Here is a 17,192-nt window from a genome sequence, read left to right on the forward strand (position 1 = left end):
GACAATGGCTCATTACCTGAGTTTATTTGTGCGCGCGGTGTTTGTTGAAAACATGGCGCTCGCGTTCTTCCTCGGCATGTGTACGTTCCTTGCCGTGTCCAAAAAGGTATCGACAGCATTTGGCCTGGGCATAGCGGTTACCGTGGTGCTTGGCCTGTCGGTGCCGATCAACAACCTGGTGTACAACTTTGTCCTGCGCGACAGCGCGCTGGTGGAGGGGGTGGATCTCAGCTTCCTGAACTTCATTACCTTTATCGGTGTGATTGCGGCGCTGGTGCAAATCCTTGAGATGATCCTTGATAAGTATTTCCCGTCACTCTACAACGCACTGGGGATCTTCCTGCCGTTGATTGCGGTGAACTGCGCCATCTTCGGTGGCGTCTCGTTTATGGTTCAGCGTGATTACAACTTCAGCGAATCAATTGTGTATGGTTTCGGCTCCGGGATCGGCTGGATGCTGGCTATCGTCACCATGGCGGGGATCCGCGAAAAAATGAAATATGCCAACGTGCCTGCAGGCCTGCGTGGCTTAGGGATCACCTTTATCACCACCGGTCTCATGGCGCTGGGCTTTATGTCCTTCTCCGGTGTGCAGCTATAAGGGCTAACTGATGGAAATTATGCTTGGCGTGGCGATGTTCACGCTGATTGTACTGGTGCTGTCGGGGTTGATTCTGGTGGCGCGCGCGAAGCTGGTGAATTCCGGCGATGTCATTATCGATATCAACGATGAACCGCAAAACCAGATCCGCACGCCAGCCGGCGATAAACTGCTGAATACGCTTGCCGGCAACGGCATCTTCGTCTCTTCGGCCTGCGGTGGCGGTGGCTCCTGCGGGCAGTGCCGCGTAAAGGTGAAAGAGGGCGGTGGCGATATTCTGCCCACTGAGCTGTCGCACATCACCAAGCGTGAGGCGAAAGAGGGCTGCCGTCTGGCCTGCCAGGTCGCGGTGCGCCAGAACATGAAAATTGAACTGCCGGAGGAGATTTTCGGCGTTAAAAAATGGGAATGCGAAGTTATCTCCAACGATAACAAAGCCACGTTTATCAAAGAGCTTAAACTGCGGGTGCCTGAAGGAGAGAGCGTTCCGTTCCGGGCGGGGGGCTATATCCAGATTGAATGTCCGGAGCACACCGTAGCTTATGCTGACTTCGACGTGCCTGATGAATACCGTGCCGACTGGGATAAATTCAACCTCTTCCGCTTTGTCTCTGAGGTTAAAGAGCCCGCGCTTCGTGCTTACTCCATGGCGAACTACCCGGAAGAGAAGGGTATCATCATGCTTAACGTGCGTATCGCCACGCCGCCGCCAGCGGTACCGCATGCACCGCCGGGCATCATGTCATCGTATATCTGGTCATTAAAACCGGGCGACAAGGTGACCATCTCCGGCCCGTTTGGCGAGTTCTTTGCGAAAGAAACAGATGCCGAAATGGTATTTATCGGCGGTGGTGCAGGTATGGCGCCGATGCGTTCGCACATTTTCGACCAGCTCAAGCGGCTTGGCAGTCAGCGTAAAATCAGCTTCTGGTACGGGGCGCGTTCGCTGCGTGAGATGTTCTATGACGATGAGTTCGAACAGCTGGCGCGTGAAAACCCTAACTTCACCTTCCATGTGGCGCTCTCCGATCCGCAGCCGGAAGATAACTGGACCGGCCATACGGGCTTCATCCACAACGTGCTGTATGAAAACTACCTCAAACAGCATCCTGCGCCGGAAGACTGCGAGTTTTATATGTGTGGTCCGCCAGTGATGAACGCCGCCGTGATCAAGATGCTTAAAGATCTGGGCGTGGAAGATGAGAACATCCTGCTGGATGATTTTGGAGGCTGATGATGCTGACGTTTCTGGCAACCTTCGCGGTCTTTGTACTGGTCATATTCGGCATGTCGTTAGGCTGGATCATCAAGCGCAAAAGCATTCAGGGCAGCTGCGGTGGGATCTCGTCCATTGGCATGGAAAAAGTCTGCGACTGCCCGGAACCGTGCGATGCCCGTAAAAAAAGGATGGCGCGGGAGCAGCAGCGCCGAATTTTGTAAATCGCGACGTAACGATAACAGCAGGCCGCATTATTGCGGCCTGCTGGCTTATTTAGCCCACGCTTTTGCGGCGGCGGGCGAGTCGACCATCACCGCATCCGCCTGCAGCGCCTCTGCCTTTTTATAATCTTCGGCGGTGTTCACGCCCAGCAAGATAACGTGACTGTTGCCCTGCGAGCGGAAACAGTCCATGGATTCTTTATCCCAGGTGAGGGTTGAGCGGGACACCCCTTCACCAAGGGTAAATTTCTCAACCACGTCAACGGTTCTGTTCAGCTCTAGCGCGTACCAGTACTCCTGCATCGTCTGCTCTGGTGGCAGGCACTGGTGGCTCAGCGATACCGTTACCAGCCGGGAGCGCGTTTCACTGCGGGTAACAAAGCGTGGGATTGCTGCCGGAAGCGAGGCAAGATAACGGTCCTCAGTAGAATAAACCCTCACCCGCCCCAGACTCTGGGTCTCATTAAGCACCGCAAGAAGCGCTTTTCCCATCGTGGCCGGATCGGCGTCAGGTGATTTGATATCAATATAAAACCGGGTTTGTGGCCAGGTTTCCAGCACGCTTTTCAGGGTGGGGATCGTCACCCCTTTGCCACGCCACGGATGGGTTTCACCGCCCCAGCTCCAGCCAGCGTCAACTGCCGATAACTCCGCAAGCGTGTAGTCCGAGATTTTGCCTGTTTTGTTCGTCAGCGCTTTTAAATCAGAAGGACGATACAGGACCGGAACGCCATCTTTACTGAGCTGCACGGTTATCCAGACTGCCTGAGCCTGATTCTCTAAGGCCAGTTTGATCGCTTGTGCTGTGTTTTCTGGCGCATCGGCTGTTCCGCCCCGGTGGGCAACGATCTGTGGGCCAGCGAAGCTCGTTCCCGTCACGAGCAGCAGAGAGAGCGCGAGTATTTTTCTCATGAATTTATATCCTTATTCACATAAAAAATTAATATATACAACAGGTTACGTGTTGTTTTTTGTATCATATTTTTATGACAAATAAGAGAAGGTAAATCTGCTGTCGCATTTTTTAGACTTTGATATACTGTATATAAATACATGTGTGGTGGTCGTAATGCGCAAAATAATCCATGTCGATATGGACTGTTTTTTTGCCGCAGTGGAGATGCGTGACAACCCGGCGCTGCGGGATATTCCTATTGCCATTGGCGGTAGCCGTGTCCAGCGCGGTGTAATCAGCACCGCCAACTATCCTGCGCGCAAATTTGGCGTGCGCAGCGCCATGCCTACCGCCATGGCGCTTAAGCTTTGTCCTCATCTCACGCTTTTACCCGGTCGGTTTGAGGCGTACAAAGAAGCGTCCCTGCATATCCGCGAAATCTTCTCTCGCTACACCTCACTGATTGAGCCTCTGTCGCTGGACGAAGCTTATCTTGATGTCACCGACAGCGTGCACTGTCACGGCTCCGCGACGCTGATGGCGCAGGAGATCCGCCGGACTATCTTCCAGGAGCTGAATCTGACCGCGTCGGCAGGTGTCGCACCGGTGAAATTCCTCGCCAAAATAGCGTCCGATCTCAACAAGCCCGACGGCCAGTACGTTATTACCCCGGAAGAGGTCCCGGCGTTTTTAAAAACGCTGCCGCTCGGCAAAATCCCGGGCGTAGGCAAAGTCTCTGCGGCAAAGCTGGAAAGCATGGGGCTGCGAACCTGCGAAGATGTGCAGCGCAGCGATTTAGCCATGCTGCTTAAACGCTTTGGAAAATTTGGCCGCGTGCTGTGGGAGCGCAGTCAGGGGATAGACGAGCGCAGTGTCAGCAGCGAGCGGCTGCGAAAGTCGGTCGGGGTTGAACGCACACTGATTGAAGATATTCATGACTGGTCTGAATGCGAAACCATCATTACGGAGCAGCTCTATCCTGAGCTGGAACGGCGCTTAATCAAGGTCAAACCGGACCTGCTGATTGCCCGTCAGGGCGTGAAGCTTAAGTTCAATGATTTTCAGCAGACGACTCAGGAGCATGTCTGGCCGCGCCTGAATAAAGAGGATCTCATCGCGACGGCGAAAAAGGCCTGGGATGAACGTCGGGGCGGGCGAGGGGTCAGGCTGGTGGGGTTACACGTTACCTTGCTGGATCCGCAGCTGGAACGTCAGCTGGTATTGGGATTGTAAAAAGGCCGGTGGCGCGACGTTGTTCACCCTCTCCCTTTGGGAGAGGGCTGGGGTGAGGGTATTACTTAGCAGGAATCGCTTTCAGCAGTTCAGTCAGCAGGGTCCAGTAATGGCCCACGCTTTCAATGTGAACCTGCTCATCCGGCGAGTGTGGTCCGGTAATGGTTGGCCCAATGGAGACCATATCCATGTTCGGGTACGGCTTCTTGAACAGACCACATTCCAGACCCGCGTGGATCACCTGAATGTTCGGGGTGCTGTTGAACAGACGCTGGTATGTTTCACGCACCAGTGCCATCACCGGAGAGCTTGCGTCCGGCTGCCAGCCTGGGTAGCTGCCTTTGGCAGAGGTTTTCGCTCCGGCCAGCGTGCCCAGAGATTCCAGCATGCTCACTACGTACTCTTTACCGGTGTCGATAAGCGATCGGATCAGGCAGATGATCTCTGCGCTGTCGTCGCCCATGGTGACCACACCCACGTTCAGAGAGGTTTCAACCACGCCTTTCGCGACGTCTGAGTTGCGGATCACGCCGTTTGGTGTCGCGTTTAACAACTGAATAAAGGTGTCACGAGACTGGGTGGTCAGCGCGGCTTTATCCGTGGACACGGACTCCAGCACTACGGTCAGGTTCTTCTCTTTCGCGGACAGTTCGTTTTTCAGGATATCCAGATAGACGCTGGAGAGCTTTTTCAGCTCGTCTGCTTTGGCAGCTGGAACGGCTACCGTCGCGAACGCTTCACGTGGGATTGCGTTGCGCAGCGTACCGCCGTTGAAATCGACCAGACGCAGGTCCAGCTCAGCCGCGTGGCCCGCCAGGAAGCGTGCCAGCAGTTTGTTGGCGTTGCCCAGGCCTAAGTGAATATCACCGCCGGAGTGGCCGCCTTTCAGCCCTTTCAGCGTCAGCTTGAAGGTCTGGAAGTCAGCAGGCACCGCTTCACGGGAGAGCGGCAGGGTAGAGATAAAATCAATCCCGCCCGCGCAGCCCATGTAGATCTCGCCTTCTTCTTCGGAGTCGGTGTTGATCAGAATATCCGCCTGCAGCCAGTTCGCCTGCAGACCAAACGCACCGTCCATGCCCGCTTCTTCGGTCATGGTCAGCAGCACTTCCAGTGGACCGTGCTGAACGCTGTCGTCCGCCAGTACCGCCAGCGCAGAGGCCATACCGATACCGTTATCTGCACCCAGCGTGGTGCCGCGCGCTTTCACCCAGTCGCCGTCGATGTACGGCTGGATCGGGTCTTTCGTGAAGTCGTGAACGGTGTCGTTGTTTTTCTGTGGCACCATGTCCAGGTGCGCCTGCAGCACAACCGGTTTACGGTTTTCCATGCCTGCGGTCGCCGGTTTGCGGATCAAAATGTTGCCAACCTGGTCGCGTTCAGCGTGCAGACCTTTTTCCTTCGCCCAACCCATAATATGTTCGGCAAGCTGTTCTTCATGGTAAGACGGGTGTGGAATGGAGCAGATTTTGGCAAAAATATCCCACAGCGGCTGGGGAGATAATTGAGACAGTTCAGACACGATAAGTCTCCTTGTCGATGCCCTGCAAAGCGAGTTGCAGGTCACAGGGTTAGCAGGTTAATAGTTACCACAAGTCAGGCTTGCGAGATGCAACTGAGAATACCACTTTCTCCGATGGCTGGTAGCATAAAGCATGTAAAAACTCAGGCAGAGGGCGCTAAACACTGGTTTTTAGTGCGTCAGATCTCTATAATCTCGCGCAACCTATTTCCCCCTCGAACACTTTTTAAGCCGTATAAAAACAGGCTGGGACACTTCACATGAGCGAAAAATACGTCGTCACCTGGGACATGTTGCAGATCCACGCACGCAAACTGGCCGCGCGTCTGATGCCTTCTGAACAGTGGAAAGGCATTATTGCCGTTAGCCGTGGCGGTCTGGTACCGGGGGCGCTGCTGGCGCGTGAGCTGGGTATTCGTCATGTCGATACCGTCTGCATTTCCAGCTATGACCACGACAACCAGCGTGAGCTGAAAGTGCTGAAACGCGCGGAAGGCGACGGTGAAGGTTTCATCGTTATTGATGACCTGGTGGATACCGGCGGTACCGCGGTGGCTATCCGCGAAATGTACCCAAAAGCGCACTTCGTCACCATCTTCGCGAAACCAGCGGGCCGCCCACTGGTTGATGATTACGTGATTGATATCCCACAGGATACCTGGATTGAACAGCCATGGGACATGGGCGTGGTCTTCGTACCGCCTATTTCCGGCCGTTAATTTCCGTACGTAACTTTACACGCCCGGCTATGCCGGGCGTTGTTCTTTTTATTCTGCCACGCGTTACAATGGACACTATATGACGTATCCATGGAGGCAACGCAATGACGCAGGCGAATCTCACCGAGACACTCTTCAAACCCCGTTTCAAGCACCCTGAAACCTCGACGCTGGTGCGTCGCTTCAATCCGGGGAACCAGCCTGCCGTCCAGTCTGCATTAGACGGTAAAAACGTGCCTCACTGGTATCGCATGATTAACCGCCTGATGTGGATCTGGCGTGGTATTGATCCGCGTGAAATCCTCGATGTGCAGGCGCGTATCGTCATGAGTGAAGCCGAGCGTACCGACAGCGAACTCTACGATACGGTGGTGGGTTACCGCGGCGGCAACTGGATCTACGAATGGTCGAAACAGGCGATGCTCTGGCAGCAAAAAGCCAGCCAGGAAGAGGACGCCACCCTCAGCGGCAAGCACTGGCTGCACGCAGCCAATCTTTATGCCATTGCCGCCTATCCGCACTTAAAAGGGGATGAGCTGGCAGAGCAGGCGCAGGCGCTGGCAAACCGTGCCTATGAAGAGGCTGCCCAACGCTTGCCGGGCCGGATGCGCGAGCTTGAGTTCACCATCCCCGGCGGCGCGCCCGTGACCGGATTCCTGCATATGCCTGAAGGCGACGGCCCGTTTCCGACCGTGCTGATGTGCGGTGGGCTGGATTCGCTGCAAATCGACTATTACAGCCTGTATGAGCGTTACTTCGCCCCAAAAGGGATCGCGATGCTGACGCTTGATATGCCCTCTATCGGTTTTTCCTCTAAATGGAAACTGACGCAGGATTCCAGTCTTCTGCACCAGCATGCGCTGAAAGCGCTGGAAAACATTCCCTGGGTCGACCACACCCGCGTCGCGGCGTTTGGTTTCCGCTTTGGGGCGAACGTGGCCGTGCGACTGGCCTATCTTGAGGCGTCACGCCTGAAGGCCGTAGCTTGTCTTGGGCCGGTGGTTCACGCTCTGCTCAGCGATCCTGCCCGTCAGGGCAGCGTGCCGGAAATGTACCTCGACGTACTGGCCAGCCGCCTTGGCATGCATGATGCTTCAGACGAAGCGCTGCGCGTGGAACTCAATCGCTATTCGTTAAAAACGCAGGGCCTGCTGGGACGCCGGTGTCCAACGCCGATGCTGTCCGGCTTCTGGAAAAACGATCCGTTCAGCCCGGAAGAGGAGTCACGCTTAATCACATCGTCATCTGCGGATGGCAAATTGCTGGAAGTTCCCTTCAGCCCGGTGTATCAGAATTTTGACAAAGCATTAAAAGAGATTACGCGTTGGATCGCCCAGAGATTGTGTTAATAGATTGCTAAATTTTGATGGTTTGGTAAAACAGTGGCTTCACAAAAGGAGATCGTAATGACGTTACCGAGTGGACACCCGAAAAGTAGATTGATTAAGAAGTTCATGGCTCTTGGCCCGTATATTCGAGAAGAGCAGTGTGAAGAGAATCGCTTTTTTTTCGACTGCCTGGCTGTATGCGTCAACGTGAAGCCTGCACCCGAAAAACGTGAATTCTGGGGCTGGTGGATGGAAATGGAAGCAGAAGAGAAACGTTTTACCTATAGCTACCAGTTTGGCCTGTTTAATAAAGACGGCAACTGGCAGGCCACCACCATCAAAGATCAGGAAGTGATTGACCGCCTGGAATATACCCTGAAAGAGTTCCACGACAAGGCGCGCGATTTACTGGCCACGCTGGACCTGAAGCTTGAGCCCGCCGATGATTTTTCCAGTGAAAAGGCGAAATTGAGGGCGTAAAGATGAAATAATGCCGGGTGATGATCCCGCAGGCCCGGTAAGCGCAGCGCCACCGGGCACAAAAAAACCGGCTTAATGCCGGTTTTTTTATTACTGCCGACTCAGAACTGGTAGGTCATACCCAGGGCAACGATATCATCGCTGCTCACGCCCAGTTTGTTATCGTCATCAATTTGGTTGATTTTATAATCAACAAACGCGGACATATTTTTGTTGAAATAATAGGTCGCGCCGACGTCGATATATTTCACCAGATCTTCATCGCCAATGCCTTCGATATCCTTGCCTTTAGACTGGACATAACCCAGGGATGGACGCAGACCGAAATCGAACTGATATTGTGCGACCACTTCAAAGTTCTGCGCTTTATTGGCAAAGCCGCCAGAAATTGGGGTCATATTGCGGGTTTCGGAGTACATCGCCGCCAGGTAGATATCGTTCGCATCATATTTCAGACCGGTTGCCCAGGCTTCGGCTTTTTTGCCTTCGCCGCGGGTCAGCAGGTTCTGCGCGTTGGTACGGTCAGAGTTGGTGTACGCGCCGCTTACCGCGAAATCGCTGCCGCCAAAGTCATAGGTCAGAGACGTACCAAAACCGTCACCGTTCTGTTTTTTGACGTCGCGGTTTTCGTTTTTACCCTGATATTGCAGGGTCATATCCAGACCATCAACCGCGCCAAAGAAGTCGGTGTTACGGTAAGTGGCAAGACCGCTTGCACGCTTGGTCATGAAGTTATCGGTCTGCGCGGAAGAGTCGCCGCCAAACTCAGGGAACATATCGGTCCAGGCTTCCACGTCATACAGCGCGCCCAGGTTACGACCGTAATCCAGAGAACCAAAGTCTTTCAGCTTCAGACCGGCGAATGCCAGACGCGTTTTCTGAGTGGAATCGCTCTCTGCTTTGTTGCCCGCAAATTCCGCTTCCCAACGGCCATAGCCCGTCAGCTGATCGTTAATCTGAGTTTCACCTTTGAAACCGAAACGCACGTATGTCTGGTCACCATCTTTTGAATCGTCATCGCTGATGTAGTGCATTGCTTTAACTTTGCCGTACACGTCCAGTTTGTTGCCGTTTTTATTATAAACTTCGGCAGCGTGAACAGATGCGGAAGCCACAACGCCCATAACCATTAATGCCAGAGTGCTCTTTTTCATTTTCGATCCTGTCTTATAAACGCGCTTAAAAATTCGCTGGACGATAAGCTCATGCTTAAGTCCCGTGAAAAAACAGAAAGGGTTTTAACGTTACGGAATGAAACTTTTATGACAAATTAAGATTAATTTTAAAAAACTGTGATTTATTATTTCGGTAATAAAATTGTCAAAATCCGCCGCTACGCTTCCTGATCCCGCGCAACAAAGTGTTTCGCGATGTGCTGTGGCAGTTGGCAACGGGCCTGACACCTGTTAAAACGTTCGTTCGACATCACTTTCCCTTATCGTTGAACGGCAGAGAATCATGAGTGACAGCCAGACGCTGGTGGTAAAACTCGGCACCAGTGTTTTAACAGGCGGATCGCGCCGCCTAAATCGCGCCCACATTGTTGAGCTTGTACGTCAGTGCGCTCAGCTGCATGCCGCAGGGCATCGTATTGTTATCGTGACCTCCGGGGCGATTGCCGCCGGGCGTGAACATCTGGGTTACCCCGAACTCCCCGCGACGATCGCCTCTAAACAGCTGCTGGCCGCCGTGGGACAAAGCCGACTCATTCAACTCTGGGAACAGTTGTTCTCAATCTATGGCATTCACGTCGGGCAGATGCTGCTGACGCGTGCGGATATGGAAGACAGAGAACGCTTCCTGAACGCCCGCGATACGCTGCGCGCGCTGCTGGACAACAATATCGTCCCGGTGATTAACGAAAACGACGCCGTGGCTACCGCTGAAATTAAAGTGGGTGACAACGATAACCTCTCTGCGCTGGCGGCGATCCTGGCCGGTGCCGACAAGCTCTTGCTCCTGACCGACCAGCAGGGGCTGTTTACCGCAGACCCGCGCTCCAACCCGGAAGCTGAACTGATTACCGATGTCCACGGCATTGACGATGCGCTGCGCGCCATCGCCGGCGACAGCGTCTCTGGCCTTGGAACGGGCGGCATGGGCACTAAACTGCAGGCGGCGGATGTGGCCTGCCGTGCCGGTATCGACACCATTATTGCGGCGGGAAGCCGTCCTGGCGTCATTGGCGACGTGATGGAAGGCATTTCCGTCGGCACGCGCTTCCACGCCCAGGAATCCCCGCTGGAAAACCGCAAACGCTGGATTTTCGGCGCGCCGCCGGCAGGTGAACTGACCGTGGATGAAGGGGCGACCGCGGCGATTCTGGAAAGAGGGAGTTCATTGCTTCCTAAAGGAATTAAAAACGTGACAGGCAACTTCTCCCGTGGTGAAGTGATCCGTATCCGTAACCTTGAAGGTCGCGACATCGCCCACGGCGTCAGCCGCTACAACAGCGATGCCTTGCGCCGCATTGCGGGTCACCACTCGCAGCAGATCGATGCCATTCTGGGTTACGAGTATGGCCCGGTTGCCGTGCATCGTGATGACATGATTATTCGTTAAGGAGCCAGAAAATGCTGGAACAAATGGGTGCAGCCGCCAAGGCCGCCTCTTACAAACTGGCGCTCCTTTCCAGCCGCGAGAAAAACCGCGTGCTGGAAAAAATCGCTGATTATCTGGAATCGCAGTCGCAGGAAATCCTCCTCGCCAACGAACAGGATCTGCTGGAAGCGCGCCGCAATGGTCTGAGCGAAGCCATGCTCGACCGTCTGGCGTTGACCCCGGTACGCCTGAAAGGCATCGCCGACGATGTCCGTCAGGTTTGTAACCTGGCCGACCCGGTCGGGCAGGTGATTGACGGGGGACTGCTCGACAGCGGTTTACGTCTGGAACGCCGCCGCGTGCCGCTCGGCGTTATCGGCGTGATTTATGAAGCCCGTCCGAACGTGACGGTGGATGTCGCTTCCCTGTGCCTGAAGACCGGTAATGCCGCCATTCTGCGCGGTGGGAAAGAGACCTGGCGCACCAACGCCGCGACGGTGAAAGTCATCCAGCAGGCGCTGCAGGAGTGCGGTTTACCGGCAGGTGCCGTGCAGGCTATCGAAAGCCCGGACCGTGCGCTGGTGAACGAGATGCTGCGCATGGACAAATACATCGACATGCTGATCCCACGCGGTGGCGCGGGCCTGCACAAGCTGTGCCGCGAGCAGTCGACGATCCCGGTGATCACCGGCGGTATCGGCGTGTGCCATATCGTGGTGGACGAGAGCGCCGAAATTGCACCGGCGCTGAAGATTATCGTGAATGCCAAGACCCAGCGTCCAAGCACCTGTAATACGGTGGAAACGCTGCTGGTGCATCAGGGTATCGCAAACACCTTCCTGCCAGCCCTGAGCAAGCAGATGGCCGAGAGTGGCGTCACGCTGCACGCGGACGAGAAGGCGCTGGCGCTGCTGAAAGACGGCCCGGCGACGGTGGTGCCGGTAAACGCGGAGCAGTATGACGACGAGTTCCTGTCTTTGGATCTGAATGTGAAGATCGTGGCCGATCTCGACGACGCTATCGCGCACATCCGTGAGCATGGTACTCAGCACTCTGACGCCATCCTGACGCGCACGCTGCGCAATGCCGACCGCTTTATAAACGAAGTGGATTCTTCTGCCGTGTACGTGAACGCATCAACCCGCTTCACCGACGGTGGACAATTTGGTCTGGGCGCGGAAGTGGCCGTCAGCACGCAAAAACTGCACGCGCGTGGTCCGATGGGCCTGGAAGCGTTGACCACCTACAAGTGGATTGGCATCGGCGACGATACGATTCGTGCGTAAATAATCACGGGTGATGCAAAAATAGCCGTTTGATTCAAAAGGGCATTGACGCATCACCCGGATAGATCTAACCTTTTGCCCCGTGGTTACGCTCGTAACCGGCCTCTCAGGGCCGATATAGCTCAGTTGGTAGAGCAGCGCATTCGTAATGCGAAGGTCGTAGGTTCGACTCCTATTATCGGCACCACTAACCACGCGGGTTCACGCGATATTCACCAGCTCAGCAAAAGCTCCTTGTGCCATATTTGTGCCATTCCCCGCCAGGAATGAGTCGATTTGCATGGCATGCTGCGTCAGGTGATTCGGTGCCAGATGTGCATAACGCTGTACCATCTCGATACTTTCCCAACCGCCCATTTCCTGTAGCGCACTGAGTGGTACGCCGGACTGAACAAGCCAGCTCGCCCAGGTGTGCCGCAGGTCATGGAAGCGGAAATTTTCTATTCCCGCCCGCCTTAACGCTGCGCGCCATGCCGTGTTAGCATCAGACCGCATTTTGCGCACTGACTTTGTTCTCGTTCCATCCGGGCGAACTGATGATTCAGTGTGAACAAAGACCCACCGGTTATGTTTCCCCAGCTGCTCCCGCAGCACCTTACAGGCCGATTCGTTCAGGGCGACCCCAATCGCCCTTCCTGCTTTCGCGTCCTCGGGGTGAATCCACGCGACCTTCCTCTGCATATCAATTTGCGACCACTCCAGATCTGTGATGTTCGACCTGCGCAGCCCCGTCGCCAGTGCAAAAATAACAACTGGCTTCATATGCTCGGGAAGCTCCCGGATCAGGTTCGCCGCTTCCTCTTTGGTTAGCCAGCGAATACGCTTATTTTTTGGCACCGGGCATTTGATGTTCGGCGCTTTGGCTATCCATCGCCATTCGTTGGCCGCGCATCGTAACAGCGCCCGGATGAATGCAAGGTGCGTTGCCTTCGTCGCCAGCGACGCTGGTTTATCCTTAAATTCAGGAACCGGCTTACCTCTTCGCAGCAGGCTGTCCCGCTTAGCCTCCCAGTTCATTCGATGTTTGCGATTAACCATCGAACTCACCGCCGACAAGATCCTGTCTTCCGTAATTGCTGACAAGTCCATTCCTTTGAAGTGCATCCTCCAGAATCCGATCCGGCTTTTGTCATCGTCCAGGCTTTTCTTGTGCTGCTTTTCGTTAAGCCAGCGAACGCACGCTTCATCAAACGTTCGCGGCTTATACTCCCCCATCTTATCAACTCGCCATGCTTCAGCTTTCAGCTGATCATAGAGCTCCTGCGCTTGCCTTTTGTCCGTTGTCCCAAGAGACCGTCTAATTCGACTTCCACCAGGCGTAACGAAGTCGCAGTGCCACGTACCGGCACGTTGTTTGATTGACATGCTTTATCCTCCTGCACATCAACCGCATTCACGGGTTGATTGTGGATCGGGTTCTTCACTGCCGCAATACAGTCTGTTTTACAGATCAGGTATGGGCTTTTTTTCTTATGTGGATTTTTTCGGGTGGCAGCCAGGCGACCGGACTTTATCCACTGGGCAATCGTGCCTTTATCCACTTTAAGGAAGGCGGCGGCCTCATCTCTGGTAAATACTTCTTCGTCCATCGATGTTCTCCAGTAGCCCCATCCGGGGCCGTCGTTGTTAATCAGTGTGCCTGTGCTGGCAGGTTTCGAAGTTTACGAACGCCGATCATTGCTGTGGCGACATAGCTGGTGGCCCGGTTGACGACTTCGACGGTGACCTTCATGCCATCCACCTCAACGGTGTAATTTGTCTGGTGCTTCTGCCTGCCGTAATCGCCATATTTTTCGTGGTGCGCCGCCAGCGCAGCATCGCAAGCGCGGCGACCGATAGGTGATTGCTTACTGCGATTAATCAGCCTCATCATCACTTCACTCCCAAAGTGGCTACGACATCACTCGCTGTTTCGCGGGTGCTGCCTTTGCTGGATATAGCCCGGCGAGCACTGACGTGGTGCAGAGTGAAGCCGTGCTGTTCGTAAAGTTCAATTACTCGCGGTGCGGTAGAATTGCTGATCACAACTTTTGCCCCCCGCTGGTGGGCTGCCACACAGCTTTCCGCAAGCTCCACCTGGCTATCCCATGAGAACCCACCAGCCGCGTAGTTAGTGAAACCAGCGGTGCCTGGCAGCGGTTCATAAGGCGGATCGCAGTAAACGACGTCACCAGCACCTGCCAGCGCGAGCGTGCGCCTGAAGCCTGCATTCATGAATACGCATGAGTGAGCCTTCCGCTTAAATGCCTTGATCTCTTCTTCCGGGAAATATGGCGCTTTATATTTCCCAAAGCCGACGTTAAAAAAACCGTCCAGGTTGTAACGGATCAGGCCGTTGAAGCAGTGCCGGTTGAGGTAAAGGAATGCTGCTGCGCGCTCAACCGCATCCAGCCGCTGCGCGTTGAACGCTTCACGAATTACCGTGTAGTTTTCGGCATCATTCAGATGCCTGAATGCTTTCATTGCCTCATAGATCACCGAGTCGGGGACCACCGCCAGCATCTGATACAGGTTAATCAGGTCAGCGTTGACGTCAGCCAGAAGGAAGCGTTCGTGCTTGTCTGAGTTAAGGAACACCGATCCGCCACCTACAAAAGGCTCAATAAGGCGTTTCCCTGCGGGGATCAGGCGATCCAGTTCCGGCAGCAGCGAATATTTTCCGCCAGCCCATTTAAGGAACGGGCGCTGCCAGCTACGCGGCGCTGTTTCTGCCTCTTGAGTCGACATCTCAGCACAATCACTCATGCCGCCACCTGCTTATCGTTAAGTTCTTCAGTCAGTCGTTGTGCCTTAAGTGGGTTGGTAACGACATCACCCCACGGCAGCAACCATCCGTTTTTCTCTTTGAGCCAGGGCAGGCGCACCGCGCCAACCCTGATTTCGTCCTGTGCGTGCGTCATAACGCATAGATAGAGTGAGAAGGGAACGGAAGACCGATCGGAGCAAACGGAATATCGTCGTCAAAGTCGACCGGTGGCTGACCGCTGTTCTGCTGCAAGCGAGATTGTGGTGCGCCGCCAGTCTGATTTGCATAAGGGTTACCGCTATGCTGGGCATTGCGCGGGCCAGAGAACTGCGCGCCGCCGTGCATACGTTCGTCTTTATCCTTCATCGACAGTTCAAGCGCGGCTATCGCTTCCGCTGGAGCGTTCTCAGCATGTTCGGCGTAGGTCTTACGCGTTCCCGGCTGGAAAACGTGGCGCACTTCGAACTTGTAACCGTCGCCGCCGTCGTTTTTGGTGTACAGCACCTTCTGGAGGAACAGGCCCACCTTTTTGCCAACCAGTGCCGGGCAGTGCCATTCGATGCCGTTTTGACCCTGTACCTGCTGCGGTTGCGCCTGTTTGACCTGGGCGACCCACATCAGCGCTGATACCAGCCCCATGCCGAACGTCTGCTGGCCGTCTTTACCGAGGAAGTTAATGCGCAGGAAATTCGCCTTAAGCCCGTTGGAATCCAGGCTCAGTTCGAGCGCCTGGGACTGGCTTCCGTCTTTCCCGAAGGTGTACACCGCAGAAACGATTTCGCCCTCGTAAGCGCCGGTTTCGCTGATCCCGCCTGTTGCGCCAGCTTTCTTCGCCATCTCAGCCGTTTCGTTGTTCCACATAAAAGTCATTGGTTGGTTCATCGTTAAATCCTCAAAGTTACAATTCGGTCATAAATTCGGTGATAGCCACGTCTACGGCGTGGAGGTCGTTGTCCATTTCCGTCTGATCAGGGAACAGGTCAGGCGGTGCTTTGGCGGTGTCGTTGTCATCGCCTTTGATGAGAAAGACGTGTTTGCCGTCCTTCTTGATGGCGCGCAGCACGATGGAGAAATAGCCCTCTGGCGTCAGCTTTTCGTTGAGCATCTTCCCGGTGGTCTTCATGCGGATCTTTCCCTCGGTCTCTTCGGTGTGAGCCAGGAAATAAACGCGGAAGTCGTCCGGCAGCTCGGTGGCCGCCATGATGATTCGCCAGATGTGATCTGCCATTTCGGTGAACTTGGCATAGCCGGTCTGGTACGCGCGGTTCATGTTTTCGTGCTGCATGACCACCTGGAAATCGTCGATGATCAGGACGCGGCGCGTTTTCGATTGCACCATGCGATAGATGGTGTCCAGCACAGTTTCCCAGTTATCCGAGCGCAGAACGTTACCGCGCTGTTTGCTTCCGTCTGGCAGCAGCTTGCCGTGAAGTTTCCAGCCCGCAGACTTGAACGGCAGCATTTTGGGGATGCACTGGAGCAGCATCACATCGTCCGGATTGAAGTTGCGCAGGCTGTAGGACTTGCCCGCGCCAGAGTCACCGAGGATCAGCACTGGAGTACCCATCATTTACCCCCGTTCAGCCAGTGTTCAGCCGTAAACAGCACGTCTTCGTCGTCGCTGTTGGCAACGAGCCAGCGCAGGTAACCCGGTTCTGTTTTTGCCAGCTCTGCGAACGAGACGCCTTTATGCTTACCGAAGCGGAGCGCATGCAGCAGGGAAGGGTTATTGGAAATGGCGCGCATTTCGCCCATCGTCCATTTCGCCAGGCGGCCCATATAGAGCAGCAATTCGGCGGTGACGTAGCAGTCATACAGCGCGCGGTGAGCGTAAAGCCCTTCAGGTACTTCCGGTTTCAGCCCGAGGCTGTAACGCAGGTACTGGTTGCTGTGGCTCTTGTGATCAGGCAGGAGCGAACGCGCCAGCTTAGCGGTACAGATCCACGGGGCGTTCATTGCAGGAAGTTTGGCTTTATCGAACTTTGCGTTGTGGGCGACATATGCGTCAGCGCCCATATAGCGGCCAATTACTTCACTGAGCAGAGGCGCGCCTTCCACCATATCTTCGGTGATATGGTGAATAGCCATGGCCTCAAAACCGATCGCCACGCCTGGCTTAACGAGGTCGCTCATTGGGTTGCAGATCACGCCATCGACAATATCGACGCTGGCGATTTCCACCACAGTTTCCGGGCCGCCTTCCAGCCCAGTTGTTTCGGTATCAATGACACGCAACATTGTTAGTCCCCTGTGTTCTGTAATCACAAACTGCATCGAAGTGCGCGAGCTGGTGGGCGATGGCCTCAAGATCAGCTGGCGATAAGTGGTACATCAGGCACAGCAACGCGATAAGGTTCATCGCCTGCTGCTGTTTGGTCGTAGCCTGCATATCCATTCCTCTGAA

General features: G+C 54.8%; 21 protein-coding genes and 1 tRNA gene. 10 read left to right on the forward strand and 12 right to left on the reverse strand.

Going from position 1 to position 17,192, the window contains the following annotated elements:
• The first annotated feature begins 4 nt into the window (after positions 1–4).
• From nqrE to nqrM, 3 genes are read left to right on the forward strand one after another with little or no spacing between them, the layout of a single operon-like run.
• A complete protein-coding gene (nqrE, locus tag AX755_RS00295) occupies positions 5–601 on the forward strand; it encodes an NADH:ubiquinone reductase (Na(+)-transporting) subunit E (protein ID WP_013095734.1) in 597 nt (198 codons plus the stop codon).
• Between the two features lie 10 nt (positions 602–611).
• Positions 612–1,835 carry an NADH:ubiquinone reductase (Na(+)-transporting) subunit F gene (gene nqrF, locus AX755_RS00300; protein WP_013095735.1) on the forward strand — a complete coding sequence of 408 codons (1,224 nt, stop codon included), beginning with the start codon at positions 612–614 and terminating at the stop codon, positions 1,833–1,835.
• Positions 1,835–2,041, forward strand: coding sequence for a (Na+)-NQR maturation NqrM (nqrM, locus tag AX755_RS00305; RefSeq protein ID WP_020686315.1), 207 nt, complete (start codon positions 1,835–1,837; stop codon positions 2,039–2,041). The genes nqrF and nqrM overlap by 1 nt, the downstream gene beginning before the upstream one ends.
• 48 nt (positions 2,042–2,089) lie before the next feature.
• On the opposite strand, the gene AX755_RS00310 is transcribed toward nqrM, so the two are convergent.
• A complete protein-coding gene (locus AX755_RS00310) occupies positions 2,090–2,953 on the reverse strand; it encodes a glycerophosphodiester phosphodiesterase family protein (RefSeq protein ID WP_062856084.1) in 864 nt (287 codons plus the stop codon).
• A 157-nt stretch (positions 2,954–3,110) separates the two neighbouring features.
• On the opposite strand from AX755_RS00310, the gene dinB reads away from it, so the two are divergent.
• Positions 3,111–4,169, forward strand: coding sequence for a DNA polymerase IV (gene dinB, locus AX755_RS00315; RefSeq protein WP_013095738.1), 1,059 nt, complete (start codon positions 3,111–3,113; stop codon positions 4,167–4,169).
• A gap of 61 nt (positions 4,170–4,230) precedes the next feature.
• Here the strand turns inward: dinB and pepD are convergent, their stop codons facing one another.
• The gene (gene pepD / locus AX755_RS00320) at positions 4,231–5,688 is read right to left on the reverse strand and encodes a cytosol nonspecific dipeptidase (protein ID WP_058681077.1); all 1,458 of its coding nucleotides are present in this window, start codon (positions 5,686–5,688) and stop codon (positions 4,231–4,233) included.
• 260 nt (positions 5,689–5,948) lie between these two features.
• On the opposite strand from pepD, the gene gpt reads away from it, so the two are divergent.
• The 3 genes from gpt (at position 5,949) to crl (ending at position 8,215) form a co-directional block, all read left to right on the forward strand.
• Entirely contained in the window at positions 5,949–6,407 is a 459-nt protein-coding gene (gene gpt / locus AX755_RS00325; RefSeq protein ID WP_003863205.1) for a xanthine phosphoribosyltransferase, read from the forward strand.
• Between the two features lie 104 nt (positions 6,408–6,511).
• Positions 6,512–7,756: an esterase FrsA gene (gene frsA, locus AX755_RS00330; RefSeq protein ID WP_023620942.1), complete on the forward strand. Its 1,245-nt coding sequence runs from the start codon at positions 6,512–6,514 to the stop codon at positions 7,754–7,756.
• 57 nt (positions 7,757–7,813) lie between these two features.
• The gene (gene crl / locus AX755_RS00335) at positions 7,814–8,215 is read left to right on the forward strand and encodes a sigma factor-binding protein Crl (RefSeq protein ID WP_062856085.1); all 402 of its coding nucleotides are present in this window, start codon (positions 7,814–7,816) and stop codon (positions 8,213–8,215) included.
• 101 nt (positions 8,216–8,316) lie between these two features.
• Here crl and phoE read toward each other — a convergent pair whose 3' ends face one another.
• Entirely contained in the window at positions 8,317–9,369 is a 1,053-nt protein-coding gene (phoE, locus tag AX755_RS00340; protein ID WP_013095744.1) for a phosphoporin PhoE, read from the reverse strand.
• A gap of 304 nt (positions 9,370–9,673) precedes the next feature.
• On the opposite strand from phoE, the gene proB reads away from it, so the two are divergent.
• The 3 genes from proB to AX755_RS00355 all read left to right on the forward strand — a co-directional run bounded on the left by proB (position 9,674) and on the right by AX755_RS00355 (position 12,229).
• On the forward strand, positions 9,674–10,777 hold the full coding sequence (gene proB / locus AX755_RS00345; RefSeq protein ID WP_013095745.1) for a glutamate 5-kinase: 1,104 nt from the start codon (positions 9,674–9,676) through the stop codon (positions 10,775–10,777).
• A gap of 11 nt (positions 10,778–10,788) precedes the next feature.
• Positions 10,789–12,042, forward strand: coding sequence for a glutamate-5-semialdehyde dehydrogenase (gene proA, locus AX755_RS00350; protein ID WP_062856086.1), 1,254 nt, complete (start codon positions 10,789–10,791; stop codon positions 12,040–12,042).
• Positions 12,043–12,153: 111 nt separating this feature from the next.
• Positions 12,154–12,229 (forward strand) — tRNA-Thr (locus AX755_RS00355).
• 14 nt (positions 12,230–12,243) lie between these two features.
• On the opposite strand, the gene AX755_RS00360 is transcribed toward AX755_RS00355, so the two are convergent.
• Genes AX755_RS00360 through AX755_RS25515 form a run of 9 tightly spaced genes read right to left on the reverse strand, consistent with a single transcriptional unit; the run spans position 12,244 to position 17,177 of the window.
• Entirely contained in the window at positions 12,244–13,401 is a 1,158-nt protein-coding gene (locus AX755_RS00360) for a site-specific integrase (RefSeq protein ID WP_231883345.1), read from the reverse strand.
• Positions 13,284–13,631 (reverse strand): helix-turn-helix domain-containing protein, encoded by a 348-nt coding sequence (locus AX755_RS24130; RefSeq protein ID WP_072011928.1) that lies wholly within the window; start codon positions 13,629–13,631, stop codon positions 13,284–13,286. Before AX755_RS24130 ends, AX755_RS00360 begins: the two co-directional genes overlap by 118 nt.
• Positions 13,632–13,672: 41 nt before the next feature.
• Positions 13,673–13,912 (reverse strand): DUF4060 family protein, encoded by a 240-nt coding sequence (locus AX755_RS00365; RefSeq protein WP_062856088.1) that lies wholly within the window; start codon positions 13,910–13,912, stop codon positions 13,673–13,675.
• Positions 13,913–13,914: 2 nt separating this feature from the next.
• Positions 13,915–14,787, reverse strand: coding sequence for a DNA adenine methylase (locus tag AX755_RS00370; RefSeq protein WP_062856089.1), 873 nt, complete (start codon positions 14,785–14,787; stop codon positions 13,915–13,917).
• Entirely contained in the window at positions 14,784–14,942 is a 159-nt protein-coding gene (locus tag AX755_RS00375; RefSeq protein WP_062856090.1) for a DUF1317 family protein, read from the reverse strand. Before AX755_RS00375 ends, AX755_RS00370 begins: the two co-directional genes overlap by 4 nt.
• Positions 14,939–15,670, reverse strand: a complete 732-nt coding sequence (locus tag AX755_RS00380; protein ID WP_062856091.1) for a hypothetical protein — start codon at positions 15,668–15,670, stop codon at positions 14,939–14,941. The genes AX755_RS00375 and AX755_RS00380 overlap by 4 nt, the downstream gene beginning before the upstream one ends.
• 16 nt (positions 15,671–15,686) lie before the next feature.
• On the reverse strand, positions 15,687–16,355 hold the full coding sequence (locus tag AX755_RS00385; RefSeq protein WP_000537165.1) for an AAA family ATPase: 669 nt from the start codon (positions 16,353–16,355) through the stop codon (positions 15,687–15,689).
• A complete protein-coding gene (exoX, locus tag AX755_RS00390) occupies positions 16,355–17,026 on the reverse strand; it encodes an exodeoxyribonuclease X (protein ID WP_062856092.1) in 672 nt (223 codons plus the stop codon). The genes AX755_RS00385 and exoX overlap by 1 nt, the downstream gene beginning before the upstream one ends.
• Complete coding sequence (locus AX755_RS25515; RefSeq protein ID WP_181014056.1) at positions 17,010–17,177, reverse strand: hypothetical protein; 168 nt, start codon at positions 17,175–17,177, stop codon at positions 17,010–17,012. Before AX755_RS25515 ends, exoX begins: the two co-directional genes overlap by 17 nt.
• Positions 17,178–17,192: the final 15 nt, after the last annotated feature.

Origin of the sequence: Enterobacter sp. SENG-6 (assembly GCF_001605945.1) — a bacterium.
GTDB classification, from domain to species: domain Bacteria; phylum Pseudomonadota; class Gammaproteobacteria; order Enterobacterales; family Enterobacteriaceae; genus Enterobacter; species Enterobacter cloacae.

Bases quoted from the DNA above. Each gene is read 5' to 3' on its own strand.
- nqrF (WP_013095735.1), top strand. From the start codon at position 612: ATGGAAATTATGCTTGGCGTGGCGATGTTCACGCTGATTGTACTGGTG.
- AX755_RS00365 (WP_062856088.1), bottom strand. From the start codon at position 13,912: ATGAGGCTGATTAATCGCAGTAAGCAATCACCTATCGGTCGCCGCGCT.
- nqrM (WP_020686315.1), top strand. From the start codon at position 1,835: ATGATGCTGACGTTTCTGGCAACCTTCGCGGTCTTTGTACTGGTCATA.
- frsA (WP_023620942.1), top strand. From the start codon at position 6,512: ATGACGCAGGCGAATCTCACCGAGACACTCTTCAAACCCCGTTTCAAG.
- AX755_RS25515 (WP_181014056.1), bottom strand. From the start codon at position 17,177: ATGCAGGCTACGACCAAACAGCAGCAGGCGATGAACCTTATCGCGTTG.
- proA (WP_062856086.1), top strand. From the start codon at position 10,789: ATGCTGGAACAAATGGGTGCAGCCGCCAAGGCCGCCTCTTACAAACTG.
- AX755_RS00385 (WP_000537165.1), bottom strand. From the start codon at position 16,355: ATGGGTACTCCAGTGCTGATCCTCGGTGACTCTGGCGCGGGCAAGTCC.
- AX755_RS00375 (WP_062856090.1), bottom strand. From the start codon at position 14,942: ATGACGCACGCACAGGACGAAATCAGGGTTGGCGCGGTGCGCCTGCCC.
- dinB (WP_013095738.1), top strand. From the start codon at position 3,111: ATGCGCAAAATAATCCATGTCGATATGGACTGTTTTTTTGCCGCAGTG.
- AX755_RS24130 (WP_072011928.1), bottom strand. From the start codon at position 13,631: ATGGACGAAGAAGTATTTACCAGAGATGAGGCCGCCGCCTTCCTTAAA.
- AX755_RS00380 (WP_062856091.1), bottom strand. From the start codon at position 15,670: ATGAACCAACCAATGACTTTTATGTGGAACAACGAAACGGCTGAGATG.
- phoE (WP_013095744.1), bottom strand. From the start codon at position 9,369: ATGAAAAAGAGCACTCTGGCATTAATGGTTATGGGCGTTGTGGCTTCC.
- crl (WP_062856085.1), top strand. From the start codon at position 7,814: ATGACGTTACCGAGTGGACACCCGAAAAGTAGATTGATTAAGAAGTTC.
- exoX (WP_062856092.1), bottom strand. From the start codon at position 17,026: ATGTTGCGTGTCATTGATACCGAAACAACTGGGCTGGAAGGCGGCCCG.
- proB (WP_013095745.1), top strand. From the start codon at position 9,674: ATGAGTGACAGCCAGACGCTGGTGGTAAAACTCGGCACCAGTGTTTTA.
- AX755_RS00370 (WP_062856089.1), bottom strand. From the start codon at position 14,787: ATGAGTGATTGTGCTGAGATGTCGACTCAAGAGGCAGAAACAGCGCCG.
- gpt (WP_003863205.1), top strand. From the start codon at position 5,949: ATGAGCGAAAAATACGTCGTCACCTGGGACATGTTGCAGATCCACGCA.
- AX755_RS00310 (WP_062856084.1), bottom strand. From the start codon at position 2,953: ATGAGAAAAATACTCGCGCTCTCTCTGCTGCTCGTGACGGGAACGAGC.
- nqrE (WP_013095734.1), top strand. From the start codon at position 5: ATGGCTCATTACCTGAGTTTATTTGTGCGCGCGGTGTTTGTTGAAAAC.